Origin of the sequence: Ideonella sp. WA131b (assembly GCA_023657425.1) — a bacterium.
Taxonomy (GTDB): Bacteria; Pseudomonadota; Gammaproteobacteria; order Burkholderiales; family Burkholderiaceae_C; genus Rubrivivax.
This window is the reverse complement of record JAGTJW010000002.1, coordinates 903,306-927,368: the sequence shown is the minus strand read 5'-3', so window position 1 is coordinate 927,368 and position 24,063 is coordinate 903,306. Positions and strand designations below refer to the sequence as shown.

The 24,063-nt window shown below is 69.1% G+C and carries 27 protein-coding genes, 1 other RNA gene and 1 pseudogene; 13 read left to right on the top strand and 16 right to left on the bottom strand.

Annotated features, from left to right (window positions below; genetic code table 11):
* Window positions 1-29: 29 nt before the first annotated feature.
* Window positions 30-623, bottom strand: a complete 594-nt coding sequence (gene mog / locus KA711_14365) for a molybdopterin adenylyltransferase (GenBank protein MCM0610152.1) — start codon at window positions 621-623, stop codon at window positions 30-32.
* Window positions 624-681: 58 nt separating this feature from the next.
* The gene (locus KA711_14360) at window positions 682-1,275 is read right to left on the bottom strand and encodes a DUF615 domain-containing protein (GenBank protein MCM0610151.1); all 594 of its coding nucleotides are present in this window, start codon (window positions 1,273-1,275) and stop codon (window positions 682-684) included.
* 101 nt (window positions 1,276-1,376) lie between these two features.
* Between KA711_14360 and pmbA the strand changes: the two genes are divergently transcribed.
* Window positions 1,377-2,753 (top strand): metalloprotease PmbA, encoded by a 1,377-nt coding sequence (gene pmbA / locus KA711_14355; GenBank protein MCM0610150.1) that lies wholly within the window; start codon window positions 1,377-1,379, stop codon window positions 2,751-2,753.
* 225 nt (window positions 2,754-2,978) lie between these two features.
* Window positions 2,979-4,058, top strand: a complete 1,080-nt coding sequence (locus KA711_14350) for a TRAP transporter substrate-binding protein (GenBank protein MCM0610149.1) — start codon at window positions 2,979-2,981, stop codon at window positions 4,056-4,058.
* A gap of 108 nt (window positions 4,059-4,166) precedes the next feature.
* On the opposite strand, the gene KA711_14345 is transcribed toward KA711_14350, so the two are convergent.
* From KA711_14345 to KA711_14285, 13 genes and pseudogenes are all read right to left on the bottom strand, one after another.
* Complete coding sequence (locus KA711_14345; protein ID MCM0610148.1) at window positions 4,167-5,966, bottom strand: TRAP transporter large permease subunit; 1,800 nt, start codon at window positions 5,964-5,966, stop codon at window positions 4,167-4,169.
* Between the two features lies 1 nt (window position 5,967).
* Window positions 5,968-6,570 (bottom strand): TRAP transporter small permease subunit, encoded by a 603-nt coding sequence (locus tag KA711_14340; GenBank protein ID MCM0610147.1) that lies wholly within the window; start codon window positions 6,568-6,570, stop codon window positions 5,968-5,970.
* 113 nt (window positions 6,571-6,683) lie between these two features.
* Window positions 6,684-7,046: a TIGR01244 family phosphatase gene (locus KA711_14335; GenBank protein MCM0610146.1), complete on the bottom strand. Its 363-nt coding sequence runs from the start codon at window positions 7,044-7,046 to the stop codon at window positions 6,684-6,686.
* The gene (locus KA711_14330) at window positions 7,043-7,492 is read right to left on the bottom strand and encodes a GatB/YqeY domain-containing protein (GenBank protein ID MCM0610145.1); all 450 of its coding nucleotides are present in this window, start codon (window positions 7,490-7,492) and stop codon (window positions 7,043-7,045) included. The genes KA711_14335 and KA711_14330 overlap by 4 nt, the downstream gene beginning before the upstream one ends.
* 126 nt (window positions 7,493-7,618) lie before the next feature.
* Window positions 7,619-7,831 carry a 30S ribosomal protein S21 gene (rpsU, locus tag KA711_14325; protein MCM0610144.1) on the bottom strand — a complete coding sequence of 71 codons (213 nt, stop codon included), beginning with the start codon at window positions 7,829-7,831 and terminating at the stop codon, window positions 7,619-7,621.
* Between the two features lie 183 nt (window positions 7,832-8,014).
* Window positions 8,015-8,227 (bottom strand): annotated as a pseudogene (locus tag KA711_14320) (EVE domain-containing protein).
* An 18-nt stretch (window positions 8,228-8,245) separates the two neighbouring features.
* Window positions 8,246-8,428, bottom strand: a non-coding RNA gene (ssrS, locus tag KA711_14315) — 6S RNA.
* A 41-nt stretch (window positions 8,429-8,469) separates the two neighbouring features.
* The gene (locus KA711_14310) at window positions 8,470-8,793 is read right to left on the bottom strand and encodes a cell division protein ZapA (protein MCM0610143.1); all 324 of its coding nucleotides are present in this window, start codon (window positions 8,791-8,793) and stop codon (window positions 8,470-8,472) included.
* On the bottom strand, window positions 8,790-9,020 hold the full coding sequence (locus tag KA711_14305) for a DUF904 domain-containing protein (GenBank protein MCM0610142.1): 231 nt from the start codon (window positions 9,018-9,020) through the stop codon (window positions 8,790-8,792). Before KA711_14305 ends, KA711_14310 begins: the two co-directional genes overlap by 4 nt.
* Window positions 9,021-9,070: 50 nt before the next feature.
* Window positions 9,071-9,727: an endonuclease III gene (gene nth / locus KA711_14300; protein ID MCM0610141.1), complete on the bottom strand. Its 657-nt coding sequence runs from the start codon at window positions 9,725-9,727 to the stop codon at window positions 9,071-9,073.
* Entirely contained in the window at window positions 9,717-10,415 is a 699-nt protein-coding gene (gene rsxB / locus KA711_14295) for an electron transport complex subunit RsxB (protein MCM0610140.1), read from the bottom strand. Before rsxB ends, nth begins: the two co-directional genes overlap by 11 nt.
* Before the next feature lie 40 nt (window positions 10,416-10,455).
* Window positions 10,456-11,799 carry a polyhydroxyalkanoate depolymerase gene (locus KA711_14290; GenBank protein MCM0610139.1) on the bottom strand — a complete coding sequence of 448 codons (1,344 nt, stop codon included), beginning with the start codon at window positions 11,797-11,799 and terminating at the stop codon, window positions 10,456-10,458.
* Between the two features lie 168 nt (window positions 11,800-11,967).
* Window positions 11,968-13,182 carry an aspartate/tyrosine/aromatic aminotransferase gene (locus KA711_14285; GenBank protein ID MCM0610138.1) on the bottom strand — a complete coding sequence of 405 codons (1,215 nt, stop codon included), beginning with the start codon at window positions 13,180-13,182 and terminating at the stop codon, window positions 11,968-11,970.
* A 113-nt stretch (window positions 13,183-13,295) separates the two neighbouring features.
* Between KA711_14285 and uvrB the strand changes: the two genes are divergently transcribed.
* The 10 genes from uvrB to tsaD all read left to right on the top strand — a co-directional run bounded on the left by uvrB (window position 13,296) and on the right by tsaD (window position 22,983).
* Complete coding sequence (uvrB, locus tag KA711_14280; protein ID MCM0610137.1) at window positions 13,296-15,422, top strand: excinuclease ABC subunit UvrB; 2,127 nt, start codon at window positions 13,296-13,298, stop codon at window positions 15,420-15,422.
* 634 nt (window positions 15,423-16,056) lie between these two features.
* The gene (gene iscR, locus KA711_14275; protein MCM0610136.1) at window positions 16,057-16,590 is read left to right on the top strand and encodes a Fe-S cluster assembly transcriptional regulator IscR; all 534 of its coding nucleotides are present in this window, start codon (window positions 16,057-16,059) and stop codon (window positions 16,588-16,590) included.
* 16 nt (window positions 16,591-16,606) lie between these two features.
* The gene (locus KA711_14270) at window positions 16,607-17,821 is read left to right on the top strand and encodes an IscS subfamily cysteine desulfurase (GenBank protein MCM0610135.1); all 1,215 of its coding nucleotides are present in this window, start codon (window positions 16,607-16,609) and stop codon (window positions 17,819-17,821) included.
* 37 nt (window positions 17,822-17,858) lie between these two features.
* The gene (gene iscU / locus KA711_14265) at window positions 17,859-18,269 is read left to right on the top strand and encodes a Fe-S cluster assembly scaffold IscU (protein ID MCM0610134.1); all 411 of its coding nucleotides are present in this window, start codon (window positions 17,859-17,861) and stop codon (window positions 18,267-18,269) included.
* Window positions 18,270-18,276: 7 nt separating this feature from the next.
* Window positions 18,277-18,600 (top strand): iron-sulfur cluster assembly protein IscA, encoded by a 324-nt coding sequence (gene iscA / locus KA711_14260; GenBank protein MCM0610133.1) that lies wholly within the window; start codon window positions 18,277-18,279, stop codon window positions 18,598-18,600.
* A gap of 7 nt (window positions 18,601-18,607) precedes the next feature.
* Window positions 18,608-19,090 (top strand): GNAT family N-acetyltransferase, encoded by a 483-nt coding sequence (locus KA711_14255; GenBank protein ID MCM0610132.1) that lies wholly within the window; start codon window positions 18,608-18,610, stop codon window positions 19,088-19,090.
* Window positions 19,091-19,103: 13 nt separating this feature from the next.
* Entirely contained in the window at window positions 19,104-19,625 is a 522-nt protein-coding gene (gene hscB / locus KA711_14250; GenBank protein MCM0610131.1) for a Fe-S protein assembly co-chaperone HscB, read from the top strand.
* A gap of 13 nt (window positions 19,626-19,638) precedes the next feature.
* On the top strand, window positions 19,639-21,501 hold the full coding sequence (hscA, locus tag KA711_14245) for a Fe-S protein assembly chaperone HscA (protein MCM0610130.1): 1,863 nt from the start codon (window positions 19,639-19,641) through the stop codon (window positions 21,499-21,501).
* 21 nt (window positions 21,502-21,522) lie between these two features.
* Window positions 21,523-21,861, top strand: a complete 339-nt coding sequence (fdx, locus tag KA711_14240) for an ISC system 2Fe-2S type ferredoxin (GenBank protein MCM0610129.1) — start codon at window positions 21,523-21,525, stop codon at window positions 21,859-21,861.
* A gap of 69 nt (window positions 21,862-21,930) precedes the next feature.
* Window positions 21,931-22,983: a tRNA (adenosine(37)-N6)-threonylcarbamoyltransferase complex transferase subunit TsaD gene (tsaD, locus tag KA711_14235; GenBank protein MCM0610128.1), complete on the top strand. Its 1,053-nt coding sequence runs from the start codon at window positions 21,931-21,933 to the stop codon at window positions 22,981-22,983.
* Here the strand turns inward: tsaD and KA711_14230 are convergent.
* Window positions 22,970-23,407, bottom strand: coding sequence for an Hsp20/alpha crystallin family protein (locus KA711_14230; protein MCM0610127.1), 438 nt, complete (start codon window positions 23,405-23,407; stop codon window positions 22,970-22,972). The genes tsaD and KA711_14230 overlap by 14 nt on opposite strands.
* A 120-nt stretch (window positions 23,408-23,527) precedes the next feature.
* Here KA711_14230 and KA711_14225 point away from each other — a divergent pair, with 120 nt between their 5' ends.
* Window positions 23,528-24,061 carry a hypothetical protein gene (locus tag KA711_14225; protein ID MCM0610126.1) on the top strand — a complete coding sequence of 178 codons (534 nt, stop codon included), beginning with the start codon at window positions 23,528-23,530 and terminating at the stop codon, window positions 24,059-24,061.
* The last annotated feature ends 2 nt before the right edge of the window (window positions 24,062-24,063 follow it).

Here is a 24,063-nt window from a genome sequence, read left to right as displayed (position 1 = left end):
AGCCGACCCGGTTTTTGCCGCCTGCGCCCTCAGGCGCGCGGTGGCCGCAGCGCTGACTTCGGCCGGAAGGCGCTGCAAACGGCCTCGTGGGTTTCGAGGTAAGGGCCGCCGATCAGGTCGATGCAGTAGGGCACGGCTGCAAAGATTCCGGGCACCGGGGGCGTCGCACCGGGCCGGCCTTCCAGCGTCTCGGCGATGGCCTTGGGCTGGCCCGGCAGGTTGACGATCAGCGCACGGCCGCGGATCACCGCCACCTGGCGCGACAGGATCGCAGTGGGCACGAAGGCCAGCGAGATCTGCCGCATCTGCTCCCCAAAGCCTGGCATCACCTTGTGAGCCACCGCCAGCGTGGCCTCGGGCGTGACGTCGCGCAGCGCAGGGCCCGTGCCGCCGGTGGTGAGCACAAGATCGCAGCGCTCGCCGTCGACCAGATCCACCAGGGTGGCCGAGATGCCGTCCTGCTCGTCGGGAATCAGCCGCTCGACCCACACGATCGGGTTCTTCAGCGCACGGCCGAGCCAGGCCTTCAAGGCCGGCAGGCCCTTGTCCTCGTAGACGCCGGCCGAGGCGCGGTCACTGATGGAGACCACGCCGACGCGGACGGAATCGAAGATGCTGCTCACTGGAGTGCCCTCGTGCGCCGCACTCCGGCATGAGCCCTGCGGGCGGCCGAGCGCAGGCTCACGGCGCGAAATCCCCGGCGGGTTCAGTCGGAGCGGCGTCGCCCCCGGCCATCGCGGCCTTGATGAACTGGAACAGCTCGCGGTGGCTCCGGGGCTGCCGCGCCTCGGGCGCCACGGCGTCGCGGCGCGCGGCGCGAACCAGGCTGCGCAGCTGCTGCGTGTCGGTGCCGGGATGCTGCTGCAGCCAGCGGGCGACAGTGCCGTCGTCGGCGATCAGCTCGGTGCGCCAGCGCTCTGCCTCGTGCAGCGCCAGCGTCTCGCGCGCCGAACCCAGCTTCGCGGCGGCGACGGCCTCGCGGAGCGCTGCTTCGTCGGCGCCGCGCATCAGCTTGCCCACGTACTGCAGCTGTCGCCTGCGGCCCTCATGGCTCTTGGTTCGGCGGTACTCAAGGATGGCCTCGCGCAAGGCCTCGGGCATCGGTGCGGCGGCCAGCCGCTGCTCAGGCCATGCGGCCACTTCAAGTCCCAGCGCCTGCAAATCGTGCGATTGGCGCTTCAGGGCCGACTTGCTCGGCCGACCATCGGTGTCGTCGGGGTCGACGTCGCCGTAGTGGACGTCGAGGCCACGGTGCGGCGCGGCTTTGCGGGGCATGGGATCGGGGGATGCTCGCCGGGCGTGCGAGGGTGTTGGTAAACGACAGGGCTATGATTGTTGCGCAGCTTGCCTTCCGAGACTCACCGCCGCCGCCCCGCATGACGTCCTCCCCGCGCGACCCTTCCGGATTCGCCTTCCAGCCGGCGCAGTTCCAGCAAATGGTCGAGGACACGCTGCAGATCGCACGCACGCTCGGCGCCAGCGACGCCGGTGCCGAAGTCAGCGAGGGCGTGGGCCTTTCGGTGAGTGTGCGCAAGGGTGAGCTCGAGAACGTCGAGCGCAACCGCGACAAGAGCCTGGGCGTGAGCGTCTATCTCGGCCAGCGGCGAGGCAACGCCAGCACGTCCGATTTCTCGCCGCAGGCCATCCGCCGCACGGTGCAGGCTGCCTACGACATCGCCCGGTTCACGGCCGAGGACCCCGCGGCCGGACTGCCCGAATCTGATGACCTGGCCGATGTTGACGAAGCCGCGCGAGACCTGGACTTGTTCCACCCCTGGGTCATCGACCCCGCCACTGCGGCCGAGCTGGCGCGCCGCTGCGAGGCTGCGGCCATGGCTGTCGACCGCCGCATCACCAACAGCGAAGGAGCCGGCGTCTCCGCCCAGCAGGCGCATTTCTGGGCCGGCAACACGCGTGGTTTTCGGGGCGGCTATGCGAGCTCGCGCCACTATCTTTCGGTGAGTCCGATCGCGGGCAAGGGCCGCGACATGCAGCGCGACGGCTGGTACAGCAGCATGCGCGACGCGGCCGAGCTCGCCAGCCCGGAAGCCGTGGGCCGCTATGCCGCCGAGCGAGCCCTCGCCCGGCTGAAGAGCCGGCGCGTGGCCACCGGCGAGGTGCCCGTGCTGTTCGAGAGCACGGTGGCTGCCGGGCTGCTGGGCGCCTACGTGCAGGCCACCTCGGGCGGCGCGCTCTACCGCAAGGCCAGCTTTCTGGAGGGCAGTCTGGGCAAGGCCGTGCTGGCGACCCACATCGACATCGATGAAGACCCGCACCTGCGCAAGGGCAAAGGCAGCGCACCCTTCGACGACGAGGGCGTGCGCACGCGCGCGCGGCGCGTCGTCGAAGGCGGTGTCACGCAGGGCTACTTCCTCAGCAGCTACTCGGCACGCAAGCTGGGGATGAAGACCACCGGCCACGCCGGGGGCTCGCAGAACCTCGTCATGCGCAGCCGCCGCACCCGCTCCGCGGACGACCTCGATGCCATGCTGAAGAAGCTCCATCGTGGCCTGTTCGTCACCGAGCTGATGGGGCAGGGCGTGAACTACGTGACCGGCGACTACTCAAGGGGCGCTGCCGGATTCTGGGTCGAGGGTGGCCGGATCGTTTACCCCGTGCACGAGGTCACCATCGCCGGCAACTTGAAGACCATGTTCCGCGACATTGCCGCGATCGGCGCCGATGCCTACACCCAGGGCAGCAAGACCGTCGGTTCGGTGCTGGTGCCCAGGCTCAAGCTCGCCGGGGCCTGAGCGGCGTCTCCTGCAGGAGTGGGTTCCGCGGCCGACACTCAGGGCGCTTTCAGCCTGCGGCGTTGACGCTGCGTGCCGCCGCCAAGAGCCCGTGTCGCCCTCCTGTCTCCGAGCGGGAAAACCCGCCCGGGAGCCCTGGCACCGACTCCTAGAATTTGCGGGTTTCTTCGGCAGTCCTGCCTGCCTGCTGTCCCTTCCCTTTCCGATCTTGAGGAGATGATTACCATGGAACGTCGTTCCTTCGTCCGCAACGCGGGTCTGGCCGGTGTGCTGGCCGCGGGTGTTGCGCCGGCCGTGCACGCGCAGGCCAACATCCGTTGGCGCCTGGCCTCGAGTTTCCCGAAGTCACTGGACACGATCTTCGGAGCTGCCGACATCTTCGCCAAGCAGGTCGGCGCGATGACCGGTGGTCGCTTCCAGATCACCGTGGCAGCGCCCGGCGAAATCGTCCCGGCGTTCGGCGTCGACGACGCGGTGCGCAACCGCACCGTCGAGATGTGCCACACGGCGCCCTACTACTTCGTTGGCAAGAACGAAGCCTTCGCTTTCGGCACTGCCGTCCCGTTCGGCCTCAACGCCCGCCAGATCAACGGCTGGATGATGGAAGGCAACGGCATGAAGCTGATGCGTGAGTTCTACGCCAGCTACAACATCGTCAACTTCATCGGCGGCAACACCGGCTCGCAGATGGGCGGCTTCTGGCGCAAGGAAATCAAGAGCCTGGCCGACCTACGGGGCCAGAAGATGCGCATCGGTGGGTTCGGCGGCCGCGTGATGGAGCGTCTGGGCTTGGTGCCGCAGATGATCCCCGGCGGCGAGATTTACCAGGCTCTCGAGAAAGGCACGATCGACGCCGCCGAGTGGGTGGGCCCGTATGACGACGAGAAGCTCGGCTTGAACAAGGTGGCCCCCAACTACGCCTACCCCGGCTTCTGGGAAGGCGGCGCCGGCCTGGAGTTCTGGATCAACAGCGCGGCCTTCAACGAACTCTCTGCCGAGAACAAGGCGGTGCTCGAGGCCGCGGCCTCGCATGCGGCCACCGAGATGCTGGCCCGCTATGACGCGCGCAATCCCGCCGCGCTCAAGAAGCTGGTGGCCGCCGGCACCAAGCTGTTCCAGTTCCCGCGCGACGTGATGGACGGTGCCTTCAAGGCCTCGCAGGAGCTGTACAGCGAAATCGGTGCCAAGAACCCGGCCTTCAAGAAGATTCACGACGACTACATGGCCTTCCGCCGTGACTCGAACCTCTGGTTCCGCTTCTCCGAGGCCACGTTCGACGACTTCATGCAGAAGCAGCGTCTCTGACCGCCGACCTTGCGGCGGCTGCCGCAGGTCTGAATCGAGCACCGCCATGGCGGGGCTTTTTTCCGTCCGCAGACTCCGGCCCGCCGCCTACCGGCCGCGGGTCGCAGCTTACTTCTTCTGCTGGTCTTGCTTGACGGCGTCGAGCAGATCGCGCATCGGGTCGTTGGCGGGCGCGGATCCGGCCGCACTGACGGGGTCGGTCGAGGTGGGCGACATCTGCTGCAGCGCGTCGCGGCCGCTCTGCAGCTTCTCCAGCGCCGCATCGGCGTCGATGTTCTGCGCATCCTTGCCCAGGCTGTCCGCCACCAGCGACGGGAAGGCGATGATCACCACCACCATGACGAGCTGAAGGATGATGAAGGCAATCGAGCCCTTGTAGATCTGCGAGGTCTGCACGGCAGGGATCATCTCGCCGGTGACACGGTCTTTGTAGTCGACCTTGGCCGCCACGCTGCGCAGGTAGAACAGTGCAAATCCGAAGGGCGGCGTCAGGAACGAGGTCTGCAGGTTCATCGCCACGATGACGCCGAACCACACCATCACGGCGTCCAGCGGCGCGCCAGGCAGCAGTTCGGGAAGGATCTTCGCGGCCACCGGCGCCAGCATCGGGATCACGATGAACGCGATCTCGAAGAAGTCGATGAACATGCCGAGGATGAACACCAGCACGTTGACGACGATGAGGAAGCCCATCGCGCCACCGGGCAGGTCCTCGAAGAGGTGCTCCACCCAGATGTGACCGTCGGCGGCGTTGAAGGTGAAGCTGAACACCGTCGAGCCGATCAGGATGAACAGCACGAAGGTGGCCAGCTTGGCGGTGCTGTCCAGCGCCTGGCGCATCAGCTTGAAGTCCAGCCGCTTGCGCGCGAACGCCATGATCAGCGCACCCACCGCGCCCATCGCGCCGCCCTCGGTGGGCGTGGCCACACCCAGGAAGATGGTGCCCAGCACGAGGAAGATCAGCACCAGCGGCGGGATCAGCACGAAGGTGACCTGTTGCGCCAAGCGTGACAGCATGCCCAGTCGTGCCAGTTTGTCCAGCAGCGCCAGGCCCAGAGCCAGGAAAGACGCCACCGTCATCGACATGATGAAGACTTCGTCGCCCGGCGCCGGCCGGTCGCGGCCGACCATCGGGTTGATGATGGCCTCGTGGTACTGGGCCCAGAGCCAACCCGCTGCGCCACAGATCGCGAACAGAACCAGCAAGGAGCGGTGACCGCTGGCCCCGCTGCTTTCACGGTAGATGCGCGCCTCCAGCGGCAGCGCCGGCACCCACTTGGGCCGCACGATGGCCACCGCGGCCACGAAGGCGAGGTAAAGCCCCACCAGCAGCAGGCCCGGTACCAGGGCGCCGGCATACATGTCGCCGACGGAGCGGCCGAGCTGGTCGGCCAGCACGATCAGCACCAGAGACGGCGGGATCGCCTGCGCCAGCGTGCCCGAGGCCGTGATGGTGCCGGTGGCGATGGTGCGGTTGTAGCCGTAGCGCAGCATGATGGGCAGCGAAATCAGGCCCATCGAAATCACCGCCGCGGCCACGACGCCGGTGGTGGCGGCCAACAGCGCGCCCACCAGGATGACGGCGATGGCCAGGCCGCCGCGCACGGGCCCGAACACCTGGCCGACTGTCTCAAGGAGATCCTCGGCCATGCCCGAGCGCTCGAGGATGATCCCCATGAAGGTGAAGAAGGGGATCGCCAGCAGCGTGTCGTTCTGCATGATGCCGAACACGCGCAGCGGCAGCGCCTGGAACATGTTCGCGCCGAACAGGCCCACCTCGATGCCGATGTAGCCGAACATCAGGCCGGTTGCGGCCAGGCCAAAGGCCACCGGGATGCCGGTGAGCAGGAAGAACAGCAGGCCCGCGAACATCAGCGGGACGAAGTTCTGGGCAATGAACTGAGCCATGTCAGCGCGCTCCCTGGACCTTGGCTGCGGCCTGCCGCGCCAGCTCCTCGGCCAGCTTCTCTTCTTCGGACTTGCCGGACACCTCGGTGAACGGCTCGCTGCGGTGGCCGGTGAGGAATGCGATGCGCTTGACGAGCTCGGACATCGACTGCAGCGCCAGGATGGCGAAGCCCACCGGGATCAGCAGCAGCACCGGCCAGCGGATCAGGCCGCCGGCGTTGGCGCTCATCTCGCCCGAGGCGTAGGCCTGCTGGAACAACGGCCATGACAAGACCATCAGGATGATCGACAGCGGGATCGTGAAGAACACGATGCCCAGGATGTCGATGATCGCGTTGGTGCGCTTGGACAGCTTGCTCGAGATGAAGTCGATGCGCACGTGGGCGTTGCGCAAGAACACGTAGCCCGCGCCGAGCATGAACACCCCGGCGAACAGGTACCACTGGATCTCAAGAAAGGCGTTCGAACTCATGTCGAAGGCCTTTCGGATGATGGCGTTGCCGGCACTGATGAGCACCGCCGCCAGCACCAGCCACATGATGAGCTTGCCGATCCATTCATTGAATGCATCGATCAGCCCCGAGATCTTCAGCAAACCGCCCATGCGTGGGTCTCCGTGTGTTCAGCCGTCGGCAGCCCGCCGAACGGCTTGCGCCCGAGCCGCGATTCTAGGAATCGGGCCTGATGCGCACAGGCCCTGAAAACCCGCTGAACGGCTCAGCGTACCCCCAAGGCAACGAACAGCCGCGTCGATCGCGCGCCCGAGCGGCAGAACGCCAGCAGCGGTCGAGGCAGTTCGGCCAGCAGTTGGGCGAAGGCGGCGATTTCCTCGGCCGATTGCCAGCCGCCGTCCACGGGCAGGTGGCGGTAAACCAGGCCGGCGGCGTGAGCGGCGGCCTCGATCTCCGCACTGGTCGGCTGTCCGGGGCCATGCTCGTGGTCCGGGCGGTTGTTGACGATGCTGCGGAATCCCGCAGAAGCCGCTTCCGCCATCGCCGCGGGCGTCAGCTGGCCGGCCACACACACGTCAGGGGCCACGGCACGCAGGTTCGCGGCCTGCAGAACGGGCGCGGCACTCATCGTGCAAGCGCGGCCTTCACCGCGGCAGACACCTGCGCCATCTCGGCCGTGGCAGCCAGACGGGCCTTGGCGGCGGCCATCACCTTGCCCATGTCGCCAGGGCCTGCGGCGCCGAGTTCGGCCACGATGGCCGCCACCGCCGTCGCCACTTCGTCGCCCGAGAGCCGCGCAGGCAGATAGGCCTGCAGCACCGGCACCTCGGCCGATTCCTTGGCCACCAGGTCGTCGCGGCCGGCCTGCTGGAAAGCCGCAATGCTGTCGCGGCGCTGCTTGATGAGCTTGTCGACGATGGCCACGACCGCGGCATCGTCGAGCACGATGCGTTCGTCGACCTCGCGCTGCTTCATCGCGGCCAACAGCATGCGGATGGTGGACAGGCGCTCGCTGTCCTTGGCGCGCATGGCCGCCTTCATGTCATCCTGGATGCGGTCCTTCAGCGTGCTCATGGCGGCGGGTCTCTCGGCACTCGGCCTGGGGTATCAACAACGACAAAAGCCCGCCACGGGGATCCGCGCGGGCTTGCCTTGGCGACCGTCGAGGCGTCCCCGATGTGGGGGATGCCGTCGTTCCGGTCAGTAGAGCTTCTTGGGCAGCTGCATGCTGCGCACGCGCTTGAAGTGGCGCTTCACCGCCGCCGCCTTCTTGCGCTTGCGTTCGGAAGTGGGCTTTTCGTAGAACTCGCGGGCGCGCAGCTCGGTCAGCAGGCCGATCTTCTCGATGGTGCGCTTGAAGCGGCGCAGGGCGACATCGAAAGGTTCGTTCTCTTTGACGCGGATCGTGGTCATTGCGGGTTGGGGCTGCTTTCGCGAAGGCCCGGGGTTTGCAGGGAAAAGTCCGAAATCGGTCGCCATCCAGCAGCGGTCCGTCACGGCAAAGCCATCGATTATAGGCGTGAAGTGGGCACCTGGGCATTCAGATCGTGCAAGACCGAAGCCAGGGGACGCAGCCGCTCTGCGCGCCTGGCACTCTCAGCCCAGCCGCCCGAGCACCGCCGCCCACTCCGCAGCCGTCACCGGCGTGATCGACAGCCGGTTGCCCCGACGCAGCACATGCAGGGTCGACAACTCGGGCGCCCGGCGCATGTCGGCCAGCGACAGCAGGCGCGTCTTGCGCACCAGCGTCACATCCACCTTGAGCCAACGCGGTGCCTCGCGGGTGGACTTCGGGCCGAAGTAGGGGCTGGGAGCGTGGGCAGCAAGGGTGTCCGTCGTGAACCGTGAGCCGCATTCCTGAACCCTCAGGGAAGTTCAGGTGGGCGAGGTCAGCCTGGCTTCGGGTTCATCTGACGCGAGACGATCACACCAGCCCGGCAATGTTCCAAGCCCTGGCTCAATGAGCATCGGTTCAAGGAAATATAGAGCCCACGAGATCACGACGGACGCATTCATTCTAGGCAGAGGTCAAGGTCCTGTGCTGCCGATAGTCACAACAACTGCCCATCGGCGCCGAGGGCTTGGTCCAGTCGTTCGACCAGCAGGTCCAGCTGCGCCTGGGGCAGGACGCCTGTGGTGGCAACCTCGGCTGTAGGCTCGGCGGCGCGTACGGGGCTCTGTTCGGCAGACTGGTAGGCGAGGTTGAGCGCCGCCAGCACGGCGATGCGCTCGCGTGCGCGCACTTTGCCGGCGTCGCGGATGTTGACCATCTCGCGGTCGACGGCCGCCACGGCCTTGGCGAGCAACGCCTCGCCGCCTTCGGGGCAGGCCAGGACGTACACCTGTCCGAGGATGGTCACCTCCATCTGCTTCATGTGCCGGAATCTCGTTCGGCCGGGATCGGGCCCGGCTCTGCTGGCAATCGGGCCAGAAGGCCGTCGATGCGGCCGCGTGCGGCGGCCAGCCGAGAACGGAGGCTGTCGCGCTCGGCCGCGACCGCGGCCAGTTGTTCCCCGATCAGCGCATTGGCACGCTGCAACTCCTGGTGTCGCAGCACCAAGCGGTCGATCCGTTCCGCGAGCTCATCGAACGTATGGGCCATCGGCATCCCCCTCGCAGACATTGTAGGGACGCGATTTCGTGGTCGCGCCGTCAGCCCGCCTTGTGGCGGCCGACCGTGCGGGCGCGCCGGCCTTCATCGCACCACTCGCGCACCCCGCAGGCTGCGCAGCGCGGAGCGCGCGCAGTGCACACATAGCGGCCGTGCAGGATGAGCCAGTGGTGGGCATGCTCGCCCCAGCGCAACGGGACGCGCTGGAGCAGCTGCTGCTCGACCTGCTGGACTGTCTTGCCACGCGCCAGCCCGGTGCGGTTGCTCACGCGGAACACGTGCGTGTCCACCGCCATCGTCGGCTCTCCGAAAGCCACGTTCAGCACCACGTTGGCCGTCTTGCGACCCACTCCGGGCAGCGCCACGAGCGCGGCGTGGTCGCTCGGCACTTTGCCGCCGTGCCTTTCCACAAGGATGCGGCAGGTGGCGAGCAGATTCTTCGCCTTGGTCCGGCACAGGCCGATGGTGCGCACGAGCTCGGTCACGCGTGCTTCGCCCAGCGCCAACATGCGTTGTGGGTTGGGCGCCAGAACGAACAGCCGCTTCGTCGCCTTGTTGACACCCACGTCGGTGGCCTGGGCCGACAGCAGCACCGCGGCCAGCAGCTCAAAGACGCTGGAGAATTCGAGCTCGGTGCGCGGCTCCGGGTTGGCCGCGGCGAGCCTGGCGAAGAAGGGGCCGATGTCCTCAGGCTTCATCGTCGGCGGGCGGCGGCGTCGGCGAGGCCAGCCGAGCGCGTCTGCGGGCCAGCGCGGCCTCGACGATGGGGCGCTTGGCGTCGAGCACGGCGGGGTCGGTGTGGCGGCTGGCGGCGGCGATGTCGGCCAGCTTGTGTGCGGCCCTCGCGGCCAGGCGCTCGTCGTTGTCGCGCCGCTCCTGTGCCAGCCGCTGGCCGCGCAGGCGGTGGCGCGCGCGCGCCTCATCGGCCCGCGCCGGGCTCCAGGCGGCCCAGCCGCTGGCGCCGGACGTGGCGGGCTCCAGCGCGATGCAGTCCACCGGGCAGGCCGGCACGCACAGCGCGCAGCCGGTGCACAGCGACTCGATCACGGTGTGCATGCGCTTGGGCGCGCCGACGATGCAGTCCACAGGGCAGGCCTTGATGCACAGCGTGCAACCAATGCACCAGGCCTCGTCGACAAAGGCGACGGCGCGTGGGCCTTCGGTGCCGTGGGCCGGGTCGAGCGGCTGCACCGGCTGGCCGCTGATCGAGGCAAGCCGCACGATGCCCTCGGCGCCGCCGGGCGGGCAGCGGTTGATGGGCGCCCGGCCCTCGGCGATGGCCTCGGCGTAGCGGCGGCAGTCGGGCTCGCCACAGCGCGTGCATTGCGTCTGCGGCAGTGCTGCGTCGATACGGTCGGCCAGGCAGGCGGACGAAGTGTTGGTCACGACGCCGGATTATCGCGGCGCCGAACGCACCTTGGCTGCTTTAAGCCGCGGTCTTGCGGGCGCGGGACTTGCGCTCGGGCACTGCGGGTGCTGTCGCAGCCGCACGGCGCGGCGCCTTGCCAACCGGTGCGGCGTCGAGCGGGGTATTGAACCGCTTGATGAAATCGCGCACCGCCGGGTACACCTTCTCGCGCCAGCGCCGGCCTGAGAAGATGCCGTAGTGGCCCGCACCCTCGGCCGTGTAGTGCACTGAGCGGGCCCTCGGGATGCCGATGCACAGCCCGTGCGCGGCCTCGGTCTGGCCGGCGCCGGAGATGTCGTCGAGTTCGCCTTCCACCGTGAGCAGCGCCGTGCGCGTGATGTCCTGCGGCCTCACCGCCTGGCCGGCGACGGCCCAGGTGCCGTTGACGAGCGCGAAATCCTGGAACACGGTCTTGATGGTGTCCAGGTAGTACTCGGCCGGCATGTCGAGCACGGCGTTGTACTCGTCGTAGAACTGGCGGTGGGCCTCGGCGTTGTCATCGTCACCGCGGATCAGGTCGAGGAAGTAGTCGTAGTGGCTGCTCAAGTGACGGTCCGGGTTCATCGCCACGAACCCCGTGTGCTGCAGGAAGCCGGGGTAGACGCGGCGGCCTGCGCCCGGGAAGTTCTGCGGCACGCGAAAGATGACGTTGTTCTCGAACCAGCTGTGGCTCTTGTTCATCGCCAGGTTGTTGACGGCGGTGGGGCTTTTCCGCGCGTCGATGGGGCCGCCCATCATCGTCATCGTGAGCGGCGTGGGTTCACCGCGGCTGGCCATCAGCGAGACGGCGGCCAACACCGGCACCGTGGGCTGGCAGACGCTGATGACGTGCGCGTCGCCACCACCGACGTGACGGATGAACGCCTCCACGTAGGCCACGTAGTCGTCGAGATGGAACGGACCCGCCTCGGCCGGGACCATGCGCGCGTCGGTCCAGTCGGTGATGTAGACCTTGTGGTCCTGCAGCAGGCTCTTGACGGTGTCGCGCAGCAGGGTGCTGTGGTGGCCCGACAACGGCGCCACCACCAGCACGGTGGGCTGCGTCTTCATCAGCGCCAGCGTGGCCGGGTCGTCCGAGAAGCGCTTGAAGCGCAGCAGCCGGCAGAACGGTTTGGTCAGTGCCACCTGCTCCTGCACCGCCACATTGGAACCACCCACGGCAGCGGCCGTGATGTCGAAGACAGGCTTTTCGTACTCCTTGGCCAGACGGTGCAGCAGGTCGAAGCCGGCAGAGACACGCTGCGCCCAGGGCGTGTGCGCATAGGGAGACAGCGGGTGGTTGTACAGCTTGGCCGTGGCGCTGGCGAACTCCGAAAACGGTGCCATCAGCGCGCGCTGGGTTTCGTACAGGTGGTAGAGCATGGTGCTGTCCTTGCTGTCGCTCTTGCGACGCTGGGCGCGGGCCCGGCTGGGCCTGCGCGACCGAATGTAACCCGTCTCATGCTGCGGTGCAGCAACTGCGTCAGGCAGACACTGGCGCGCCATCTTGGCGCCTGGGCACGCGCCAGATCCGCCGATGAACGGCCGGCTTCAGCCCTTCATCACGGCGGTCAGCGCGGCCACGACGGCCTCGATGTTGCGGCTGTTGACAGCGGCCACGCAAATGCGGCCGGAGTCCAGGCCATACACGCCGAACTCGTCGCGCAGACGCTGCATCTGTGCCTTGCTCAGGCCCGAGTAGCTGAACATGCCCATCTGCTGGGTGATGTAGGACAGGTTGCCTGCCACACCGGCGGCGGCCAGCCGCTCCACCAGCTGTCGACGCGTGGCGGCGATGCGCTGGCGCATACCGGCGAGCTCGTTTTCCCACATCGTGCGCAGCGCATGCGTGTTCAGCACCGTGGCCACCACCGTGGCGCCGAAGGTGGGTGGGTTGCTGTAGTTGGTGCGGATCACGATCTTCAGCTGGCTCAGCACACGTGCCGCCTCGTCCCTGCCGGCGCAGACCACACTGAGCGCGCCCACGCGCTCGCCGTAGAGTGAGAAGCTCTTGCTGAACGAGGTGCTCACGAAGAACGGCAGGCCGGTGGCCAGGAAGACCTGCACCGCCGCGCCGTCTTCGGCGATGCCGAGTCCGAAGCCTTGGTAGGCCATGTCGAGGAAGGGCACGAGCGCGCGCGCCTGGCAGGCGGCGGCCACCTGCTGCCACTGCGCCGGCGTGAGATCGCAGCCCGTAGGGTTGTGGCAGCAGGCATGCAGCACGACGATGGTGCCCGGCGCGGCGGCGTCCAGCGTGGACAGCAACTCGGCGATGCGCACGCCGCGCGTGGCGGTGTCGTAGTAGGGATAGATCTCCACCGCGAAGCCCGCGTTGGTGAAGAGGGCGCCGTGGTTCTCCCAGCTGGGGTCGGAGATCAGCACCTTGGCCTCAGGGTTCACGCGGTAGAGCAGGTCGGCGCCCACCTTCAGGCCGCCGGTGCCGCCGATGGCCTGCACGGTAGCCACGCGGCCCTCGGCCAGCACGGCGCTGTCGGCGCCGAACACGAGGCCCTGCACGGCCTTGTCGTATGCGGCGATGCCATCGATCGGGAGGTAGCCCTTGGCCTTGGGCGCTTCAAGCAGCTGCCGCTCGGCAGCGGCCACGCACTTCAGCACGGGCAAGTTGCCCTGGTCGTCGAAGTAGACGCCGACACCCAGATTCACCTTGCCCGGCCGTGCATCGGCGTTGAACTGTTCGTTGAGGCCCAGGATGGGGTCGCGGGGCGCCATCTCGACGGCCGCGAAGAGAGCGGGAGCTGCAGGCATGTGGAGTCGGGGATCTGGGGGATGGGGAGGGTGGGTTACCCTTGCCGGTTGCCCCCACCCGATGCGGTGGGTGACCCCCAGGATTCTAGGTGCAAGGCCCAGGGAAACCCCGCATGACCGTCGCCACGCCTGCCCTCGCCGAAGCGGCCCCCGAAGCCCCGTCGCAGGGGGACTTCGTCAGCTTTCCGGGCTCGCCCTACCAGCTGTTCCAGCCCTACCCGCCGGCCGGCGACCAGCCCGAGGCGATCGGCAAGCTGGTGGAGGGGATCGAAGACGGCCTGACCTTCCAGACGCTCCTGGGTGTGACTGGCTCGGGCAAGACCTTCACGATGGCCAACGTCATCGCCCGCACAGGCCGGCCGGCGATCGTGTTCGCGCCCAACAAGACGCTGGCTGCGCAGCTCTACAGCGAGTTCCGCGAGTTCTTCCCGCGCAACGCGGTGGAGTACTTCGTGAGCTACTACGACTACTACCAGCCCGAGGCCTACGTGCCGCAGCGCGACCTGTTCATCGAGAAGGACAGTGCGATCAATGAGCACATCGAGCAGATGCGCCTCAGTGCCACCAAGAGCCTCCTGGAGCGGCGCGACGTGGTCATCGTGGCCTCTGTCAGTGCCATCTATGGCATCGGAAACCCGAGCGACTATCACAAGATGATCATGACGTTGCGGGTGGGCGACAAGGCCGGCCAGCGCGATGTCATCGCCCAGCTGATCCGCATGCAATACAAGCGCAACGAGATCGACTTCGGCCGCGGCTCGTTCCGCGTGCGCGGCGACACCATCGACATCTTTCCGGCCGAGCACTCGGAGCTTGCGCTGCGCATCGAGTTGTTTGACGACGAGGTCGAAGCCCTGTCTCTGCTGGACCCTCTCACCGGCCGTGTGCGCCAGAAGATCCCGCGCTTCACGGTGTACCCGAGCAGCCACTACGTGACGCCCCGCGAGCGCGTGGTCGACGCCATCGCCACCATCAAGGAGGAGCTGCGCGAGAGGCTGGACTTCTTCGTGAAGAACGGCAAGCTGGTGGAGGCGCAACGGCTGGAGCAGCGCACGCGCTTCGACCTCGAGATGCTTCAGGAGGTGGGCCACTGCAAGGGTATCGAGAACTACACGCGGCACCTCAGCGGCGCGCGTCCCGGCGAGCCGCCGCCGACGCTGGTCGACTACCTGCCGGCCGACACCATCATGTTCCTTGACGAGAGCCACGTGCTGATCGGCCAGTTCGGCGGCATGTTCAACGGCGACCGCGCGCGCAAGACCACGCTGGTGGAGTACGGCTTCCGGTTGCCGAGCGCGCTGGACAACCGGCCGCTGAAGTTCGAGGAGTACGAGGCCAAGATGCAGCAGGCCGTGTTCGTGAGCGCCACCCCGGCGGCCTATGAGAAGGAGCACGCCGGGCAGGTGGTTGAGCAGCTCGTGCGGCCCACCGGGCTGGTCGACCCCGAGGTGGAGGTGCGCCCGGCTTCCACCCAGGTGGACGACGTGCTGCAGGAAATCCGCGAGCGGGTGAAGGTGAACGAGCGCGTGCTCATCACCACGCTCACCAAGCGCATGGCCGAGCAGTTGACGGAGTACCTGTCTGACAACGGCGTCAAGGTGCGCTACCTGCACAGCGATGTCGACACAGTGGAGCGCGTGGAGATCCTGCGCGACCTGCGCCTGGGCACCTTCGACGTGCTGGTCGGCATCAACCTGCTGCGTGAGGGTCTGGACCTGCCCGAGGTGAGCCTGGTGGCCATCCTCGACGCCGACAAGGAAGGCTTCCTGCGGGCCGAGCGCTCGCTCATCCAGACCATCGGCCGCGCGGCGCGCAACCTCAACGGCCGCGCCATCCTGTACGCCGAGCGCATCACCGACAGCATGCGCGCGGCCATCGACGAAACAGAGCGCCGGCGTGCCAGGCAGATCGCCCACAACGCGGCCCACGGCATCGTGCCCAAGGCGCTGAACAAGCGCGTGCGCGACCTCATCGACGGCGTCGTCTCCGACAAGGCCGCCAAGGACGACCTGGCTGCTGCCAAGGCATCGGCCGAAGTGGAGGCGATGAGCGAGAAGGACCTTGGCAAGCGCATCAAGCTGCTCGAGAAGCAGATGCTCGACCACGCCCGCAACCTGGAGTTCGAGAAGGCCGCCCGCGTGCGCGACCAATTGGCGCTGCTGCGCGAGCAGGCCTTCGGGGCCGGCGGTGCCGGCGACCTCGTGCCCTTCGTCGGTGGCCAGGCCGGGGGCGCGCGGTGATCGAGCGCCTGAGGCAGTGGCTGGCCGGCGATCTGCCGGCCGCGGCCGCCCAGTCGCGGCTCGTGGCTACGATCTCTCTCGCCTGCGCGCCCGCCCGCTGGGAGCGTGGGCGGCAGAAATCCAGCCCCGGCCCCGTCCCTTCGGCTTGGGCCGATTTCGGGGCCCATGCGGCGCTGCCTCGCTGACCCGGGCGTACAGCCCTCGCTGCGCGCGACGCCTGGCCTGGGCCCCGAAATCGGCCCAACGCGGAGCCGGATGTCTGACGCCCACGCTCCGGGCTGCGTGAGCGCAGGCCGCCCGCCGGGCCGGCGCAGGCGGGTATGCTGATGGCGCTGGCCCTGCGCCGGGCCCATGAGGCCGAGGTGCCCGACCCCGCTACGGCAGCCCGGCCGGCTTCGAGCACGTGCCGGACCTCGTGGAAGCCAACTGCGACGGCATCCTGGAGCGCCTCGCGCTGCAGCAGCCGCTGCTGGACACAGCTGAATCCAGCCGCTGAAGCGGCTTTGTCATGGACGGAATGGCGGCGAGCCCTTCAATGCCGGACTGATTCACTCGACTTCCGGTATAGTTGAGTGATTCGCTCGGGAACGAGCCTTCCCCCGGCCGGCGCCTCCCTGCGCCCAGGAGCCCCGCCATGCGACTGACCACCAAGGGTCGTTTTGCCGTTACCGCCATGATTGACCTGGCCCTGCGCTCCAGCAACGGCCCCGTCGCCCTGGCAGCGATCAGCCAGCGGCAGCAGATCTCGCTGTCCTACCTCGAACAGCTCTTCGGCAAGCTGCGCCGCCACGAGCTGGTGGAGAGCACCCGCGGCCCCGGCGGTGGCTACTCGCTCGGGCGGCCGGCGACCGAGATCACCGTGGCCGACATCATCGTCGCCGTCGACGAACCCATCGACGCCACCGGCTGCGCTGGCAGCGAGAACTGCATGGGCGAGGACAGCGGCAAGTGCATGACGCACGACCTCTGGGCCGGCCTGAACCAGCGCATGATCGAGTTTCTGGACTCCGTCTCTCTCAAGAAGCTGGTCGACGAGCAGCTGGCCAAGGGTGTTTCCATCGACGAGGCGCCGGTCAAGCGCGCGATCTCGTCGGTGCCCGTCGTCAAGCCGATCAAGGTGACGGCGCCGAACTCGGTGTTCGCGCTCGGCTCCTCGCTCACCAAGTAAACCACGCCTCCGAGACATGACCCCGCACCTGCCCATCTACCTGGACTACGGCGCCACGACGCCGTGCGACCCGCGCGTCGTCGACGCAATGATCCCCTGGCTGCGCGAGCACTTCGGCAACCCGGCCAGCCGCAGTCACGCCTGGGGGTGGGAGGCCGAGGAGGCCGTCGAGAAGGCGCGAGTCCAGGTGGCCGCCCTGCTGAACGCCGACCCGCGCGAGATCGTCTGGACCAGCGGCGCCACCGAGAGCAACAACCTCGCCATCAAGGGCGCGGCGCACTTCTACGCCAGCCGCGGCAGGCACATCGTCACCGTCAAGACCGAGCACAAGGCGGTGCTCGACACGACGCGCGAGCTCGAGCGCCAGGGCTTCGAGGTGACTTACCTTGATGTGCAGGAAGACGGCCTGCTCGACCTTGACCGCTTCAATGACGCACTTCGGCCCGACACCATCTTGGCCAGCGTCATGATCGTGAACAACGAGATCGGCGTGATCCAGGACATCCCTGCCATCGGCGCGATGTGCCGCGAGCGCGGGATCATCCTGCATGTCGACGCCGCGCAGGCCACGGGCAAGGTGGCCATCGACATGGCGACGCTGCCGGTCGACCTGATGAGCCTGGCCTCGCACAAGACCTATGGCCCCAAGGGCATCGGTGCCCTGTACGTGCGGCGCAAGCCGCGCGTGCGCCTGGAGGCGCAGATGCACGGCGGTGGCCACGAGCGCGGCATGCGCAGCGGCACGCTGCCCACGCACCAGTGCGTGGGCATGGGGCTGGCCTTCGAGATCGCGCGCCAGGAGATGGGCACCGAGCTCGAGCGCGTGCGCATGCTGCAGAAGCGGCTGCTCGACGGCATCCAGGGCATCGAGCAGGTGTTCATCAACGGCCACCTTGAGAAGCGCGTGCCGCACAACCTGAACGCGAGCTTCAACTTCGTCGAGGGTGAGAGCCTGATCATGGGCGTGAAGGGCATCGCCGTCAGCTCTGGATCAGCCTGCACCAGCGCCAGCCTGGAGCCCAGCTACGTGCTGCGTGCTTTGGGCCGCAGCGACGAGCTGGCGCACAGCAGCCTGCGCATGACCATCGGCCGCTTCACCACCGAGCACGACATCGACACCGCCGTGGCGCTGCTGCAAGACCGCGTGGCCCGGCTGCGCGAGCTCTCGCCGCTGTGGGAGATGCACAAGGACGGCATCGACCTCAACACGATCCAATGGGCCGCGCACTGAGCGCACGCGGCCGCGACGTCACCAGGAGTACCGGAACATGGCTTACAGCGACAAGGTCGTCGAGCACTACGAGAACCCGCGCAACGTCGGCAGCTTCGACAAGGGCGATGCCGACGTCGGCACCGGCATGGTCGGAGCGCCGGCCTGCGGCGACGTGATGAAGCTGCAGATCAAGGTCAACCCCGCCACCGGGCTGATCGAGGACGCGCGCTTCAAGACCTACGGCTGCGGCTCGGCCATCGCCAGCAGCTCGCTCGTCACCGAGTGGGTCAAGGGCAGAAGCCTGGACGAGGCGCTGACGATCAAGAACACGCAGATCGCCGAGGAACTGGCGCTGCCGCCGGTGAAGATCCACTGCTCCATCCTGGCCGAGGACGCCATCAAGGCCGCGGTCGAGGACTACAAGCACAAGCACGGCGCCGCCGCCACTGCCGCTGCCGCGGACTGAGCCCGCCATGGCCGTCACGCTCACCGAGGCCGCGGCGCGGCATGTCACCCGTTACCTCGGCCGCCGGGGCAAGGGTGTCGGCGTGCGCCTGGGCGTCAAGACCACCGGCTGCTCGGGCCTGGCCTACAAACTGGAGTACGCCGACGAGGTGGCCCCGAACGACATCGTCTTCGAGGACCACGGCGTCAAGGTGCTGATCGACCCCAAGAGCCTGCCCTACATCGACGGCACCGAGCTCGACTTCGTGCGCGAGGGGCTCAACGAAGGCTTCAAGTTCCACAACCCACGCGAGAAGGACCGCTGCGGCTGCGGCGAATCTTTCCGGGTCTGATGGACTGATGGAGCCCGCGTTCACGATCACCGAGGAGCGCCCCGACCAGCCCGAGGTCGTGGCGCTGCTCGCTGCGCTCGACCGCTACCTGGGCAGCCTGTACGCGCCCGAGGCCAACCACATCCTCTCGGTCGACGAATTGCTGGCGCCCGACATCAGCTTCTTCGTCGCGCGCGAGCAGGGGGAGGCTGTCGGCACCGCCGCCTGCCGCCGCAGGGCCGGCGAGCCCGCCACCGGCGGCCACGCCTACGGCGAGGTCAAGCGCATGTACGTCGATCCATCGCGCCGCGGCCGCCGGCTGGGCGCGCGGCTGCTCGATGCCATGGAAGACAAGCTGCGCCGCGACGGCTATCGCCTGGCGCTGCTGGAGACCGGCCGCGACCAGACCGAGGCCGTCAAGCGCTACGAGCGCGCCGGCTATGCGCTGCGCGGCCCTTTCGGCGGCTACCCGGACAATGGGCTGTCGCTGTTCATGGCCAAGGCGCTGTAGCCGGGGCCGAGCGATGAAGCTCACCGACGACGACTTCAGCCTTTTCGGGCTGCCGCCGCGGCAGCTGCTCGACCGCGCCGCGCTCGACGCGCGCCGCCGCGATCTGCAGGCTGCCACGCACCCCGACCGCTTTGCCGCCGACGGCGCGGCGGCGCAGCGCGTGGCCATGCAGTGGTCGGTGCGCGTGAACGAGGCCTGGCAGCGCCTGAAGGACCCGCTCAGCCGCGCCGCCTACCTGTGCGAGCAGCGCGGCGCGCCCATCGCGGCCGAGAGCAACACGGCCATGCCGCGCGAGTTCCTGCAGCAGCAGATGGGCTGGCGCGAAGCGCTCGACGACACGGTCGACGCAGCGGCGGTACAGGCGCTGGACGACGCCGTGGCCGCGCAGGAGCGCGCGATGCACCAGCGCCTGGTGGTGCTGCTCGACGAGCAGGGAGACACGGCCGCCGCCGCCGCGCAGGTGCGCGCGCTCATGTTCGTGACCCGTTTCCGTGAGGCGCTGGCACAGCGCCTTGAGCGGCTCGCCGCCGCCTGATCCCCGCCCCGCGATGGCCCTCCTGCAGATCTCCGAACCCGGCCAGGCGCCGGACCCGCACCAGCGCCGCATCGCCGTGGGCATCGACCTGGGCACCACGAACTCGCTGGTGGCCGCCGTGCGCCACGGCGTGCCCGAGTGCCTGCCCGACGAGCTGGGCCGGCTGCTGCTGCCCAGCGCGGTGCACTACCCCGAGGGTGGCGGCCGCCGCATCGGCCACGAGGCGCTGGCGGCGCAGGCCAGCGACGCCGCCAACGCCGTCGCGTCCTTCAAGCGCCTGATGGGCCGCCGTCTGGCCGACGTGACCACTCCTGACCGCCTGCCCTACGCGCTGGTCGACCAGCCCGGCATGGTGGCCGTGGCCACGCGCGCGGGCTCGAAGACGCCGGTGGAGCTGTCGGCCGAGATCCTCGCCACGCTCCGCCAGCGCGCCGAAGACAGCTTCGACAGTGAACTGCACGGCGCCGTCATCACCGTGCCCGCCTATTTCGACGACGCGCAGCGTCAGGCCACGAAGGACGCGGCGGAGCTGGCCGGCTTGAACGTGCTGCGCCTGATCAGCGAGCCCACGGCGGCTGCCGTGGCCTACGGCCTGGACCACGGCAGCGAGGGCCTGTATGCCGTCTACGACCTGGGCGGCGGCACCTTCGACATCAGCCTGCTGCGCCTGACGCGCGGCGTGTTCGAGGTTGTGGCCACCGGCGGCGATGCGGCCCTGGGCGGCGACGACATCGACCACACACTGGCCGACTGGGCGCTGACCCAGGCCGACGTCGACGCCGCGACGCTGGGCGCGCAGGACCGCCGCAACGCGCTGATCGCCGCGCGCGCCACCAAGGAGGCGCTGAGCACGGCCGCGTGCGCCGAGTGGCAGGCCCGGGTGGCCGGCCGCGACGCCCGCGTGGCCGTGTCCCGCGCGCAGCTCGACGCCGTCGCCGCGCCGCTCGTGGAGCGCACGCTGACTGCCGTGCGCAAGGTGCTGCGCGATGCCCGCGTGGCGGCCGACGAGGTGCAGGGCGTGGTCATGGTGGGCGGCAGCACGCGCATGCCGCTGGTGCGCGAGCGCGTGAGCGCGCAGTTCGGCCGCCCGGTGCTGACCGACGTGAACCCCGACGAGGTCGTGGCCCTCGGCGCCGCGATCCAGGCCAATGCGCTGGCCGGCAACGCCCGGGATGGCGAGCTGCTGCTGCTGGACGTGATCGCGCTCAGCCTGGGCCTGGAGACCATGGGCGGGCTGGTCGAGCGCGTGATCGAGCGCAACAGCACCATCCCCGTGGCCAAGGCGCAGGACTTCACCACGTTCAAGGACGGCCTGACGGCGATGGCCATCCACGTCGTGCAGGGCGAGCGTGAACTGGTGGCCGACTGCCGCAGCCTGGCGCGCTTCGAGCTGCGCGGCATCCCGCCGATGGCCGCCGGCGCGGCGCGCATCCGCGTCACCTTCCAGGTCGACGCCGACGGGCTGCTGAGCGTGTCGGCGCGCGAACTGGGCTCGGGCGTCGAGGCCTCGGTGGCCGTCAAGCCCAGCTACGGCCTGGCCGACGAGCAGATCGCGCAGATGCTGCGCGACGGCTTCTCGCATGCCGAGGACGACATGGCGGCGCGCAAGCTGCGCGAGGCGCGGGTGGAGGCGGAGCGCATGGTGCTGGCCACGCGCGCGGCGCTGGTCGCCGACGCTGCGCTGCTCGACGCCGCCGAGCGCCAGGCCATCGAGTCGCTGCTGCAGGCCGCCCAGGCGCAGGCGCGCGGCGCCGATGCCGACGCCATCGACGCCGCCGTCGAGGCCCTGGCCGAGGGCACCGAGGGCTTCGCCGCCGCACGCATGAACGAGGGCATCCGGCGCGCGCTGGCCGGCCGCTCGCTCGACCAGATCTGAAGGCCCCGACCGAAGGCCCCCATGCCCGTCATCCGCATCCTTCCCCACCCCGAGCTGGCGCCCCAGGGCACCACCATCGAGGCTCCCGCCGGCACCTCGCTGTGCGAGGCCATGCTGGAGCATGGCGTCGAGATCGAGCACGCCTGCGAGATGAGCTGCGCCTGCACCACCTGCCACGTCATCGTGAAGGAGGGCTTCGACTCGCTGGGCGAGATGGACGAGTCGGAGGAGGACCTGCTCGACCGCGCCTGGGGACTGACGCCGACCTCGCGACTGAGCTGCCAGGCGATCCTGTCCCAACGCGACGTGACGATCGAGATCCCCAGGTACACGATCAACCACGCCCGCGAGAAGCACTGAGCGCAGCGTGGCGGTGCACGGGCAGATCTTGGCAAGCCGCGCGCCGGCCCTGCGCGGCTCGAACCGGCGATGAAGGTGCTCGGCATCGAGTCGTCGTGCGACGAGACCGGCGTGGCGCTGGTCGAGACCCCGGCCGGGCCGGGCCAGCCGCCGCGCCTGCTGGCCGAGGCGCTGCACACGCAGGCGGCCATGCACGCCGACTATGGCGGCGTCGTGCCCGAGCTGGCCTCGCGCGACCACATCCGCCGCGTGCTGCCGCTGCTGGAGCGCGTGCTGGCCGATGCGGGCGCCGCGCGCTCTGACATCGGCCTCGTGGCCTACACCCGCGGCCCTGGCCTGGCCGGGGCGCTGCTGGTGGGCGCGGGCGTGGCGGTGGCGCTGGCCACGGCGCTGGGCCGGCCGGCGCTGGGCGTGCACCACCTCGAGGGGCACCTGCTGTCGCCGTTCCTGGCCTCGCCGGCACCGGCCTTCCCGTTCGTGGCGCTGCTGGTGTCGGGCGGGCACACGCAGCTGATGCACGTGGCCGGCGTGGGCCGCTACGGGCTGCTGGGCGAGACCATCGACGACGCCGCCGGCGAGGCCTTCGACAAGAGCGCCAAGCTCCTGGGCCTGGGCTACCCGGGCGGGCCGGCGCTGGCACGGCTGGCCGAACAGGGCGACGCAGCCGCGTTCAAGCTGCCGCGTCCCTTGCTGCACAGCGGCGACCTGGACTTCTCCTTCGCCGGCCTCAAGACCGCCGTGCTCACGCAGCACCGCAAGCTCGGTGCCGAGCCCGGCGGCCAGGCCCTCGCGGACCTGGCCGCGGCCACCCAGGAGGCCATCGTCGACGTGTTGGTGGCCAAGTCGCTGCGCGCGCTCGAGACCACCGGCGCCACCACGCTGGTGGTGGCTGGTGGCGTGGGCGCCAACCGCCGCCTGCGCCAGCGGCTCGACACCGCGGTGGCGCGCCGCGGGGCCGCCGTGCACTACCCGCCGCTGGCCTTGTGCACCGACAACGGCGCGATGATCGCGCTGGCCGCGGCGCTGCGGCTGCAGCACGGCCTGGCCCTGCTGCAGACCGACGGCGCCTTCGACGTGCGGCCGCGCTGGCCGCTGGCCGAACTGTCGATCACGACACCGTGATCTCCGCCCCATGGCGCGCGCCGCGCTTGGGGCAGTACAGCGTCAGCACGCCGTGCTCGAGTTTTGCACCGGCCTCGGCCTGGTCGATCTCCACCGGCAGCGCAAAGGTGCGCGCGTAACTCGGCACCGAGCGCTCGCGATAAACCACGCGCTCGCCGTCCTTGCGCGCCTCCTGTTGCGGGTTCTGCGCCTGGACAGTGACCTGGCGGCCGTCGATCGAGACCTTGACGTCTTCGCGGGCAACGCCGGGCATTTCGAGCTTCACGGTGTAGCCGCGGTCGCTCTCGGCGACGTCGAGCGCGGGACTGCGCGAGGCCATGCCCTCGGGCGCAGGCATGGCGACCTGCCCGAAAAAGCGGTCGAAGGCGTCGTCGAAGAGCCGGGAGAGGTGACGGGTGTCGCGGGAGCTGGGAACGATGAACATGGGGCCTCCTAGAATGGCGTGGCAGACACATCGCCGGGCCGGCCTGCAGGCACGGGTCACGGCATCCATGGCCCGCAGGTGACTGCCGGCCGCCGCGTTTTCAAGACCTTCCGTTCTGACGTGCATCAAACCCGACGCAGCCTGTTCGCCGGGGCGGCCCTGCTGCCTTTGGCACTGCGCGCCGCGCTCGACGACGGTGCCGGCGTCGTGCTGCAGGGCAACAGCTCGGCCCCCGCCGCGGTGCTGTCGGATGCCATCGACAAGCACAACGAGCGCAGCCTCCAGCGGCGCGTGCCGTTACTGAACCACTCGGCCGTGGACCCGGCGCTCACCGACGAGCGCTGCAGCTTCTGGCACTTCCGCTTCGACGCCACCGCCGACCTGCGGCTGGCCGCGCGGGTCGAGACGCTGCTGGCCGACCGCCGCGTGCAGCGCCTGTGCCTCACCGCGCCTGGCACCCGGCGCATGCGCGCCGCCGATCACCAACTGCAGCAGCCGCTGGTGGTCAGCGTGATGGAGCGGGCTGGCTCGCCCGGCGTGCCGTTCGAGGTCGAGGGCTCGGACTTCGGCTTTGCGGACCTTGCGCCGCTTCGAGGCCGAGGCCGTGGCGCAGCCGAACGCCTGCCGCATGCCGCGGCCCGACTGACAAGCTGACG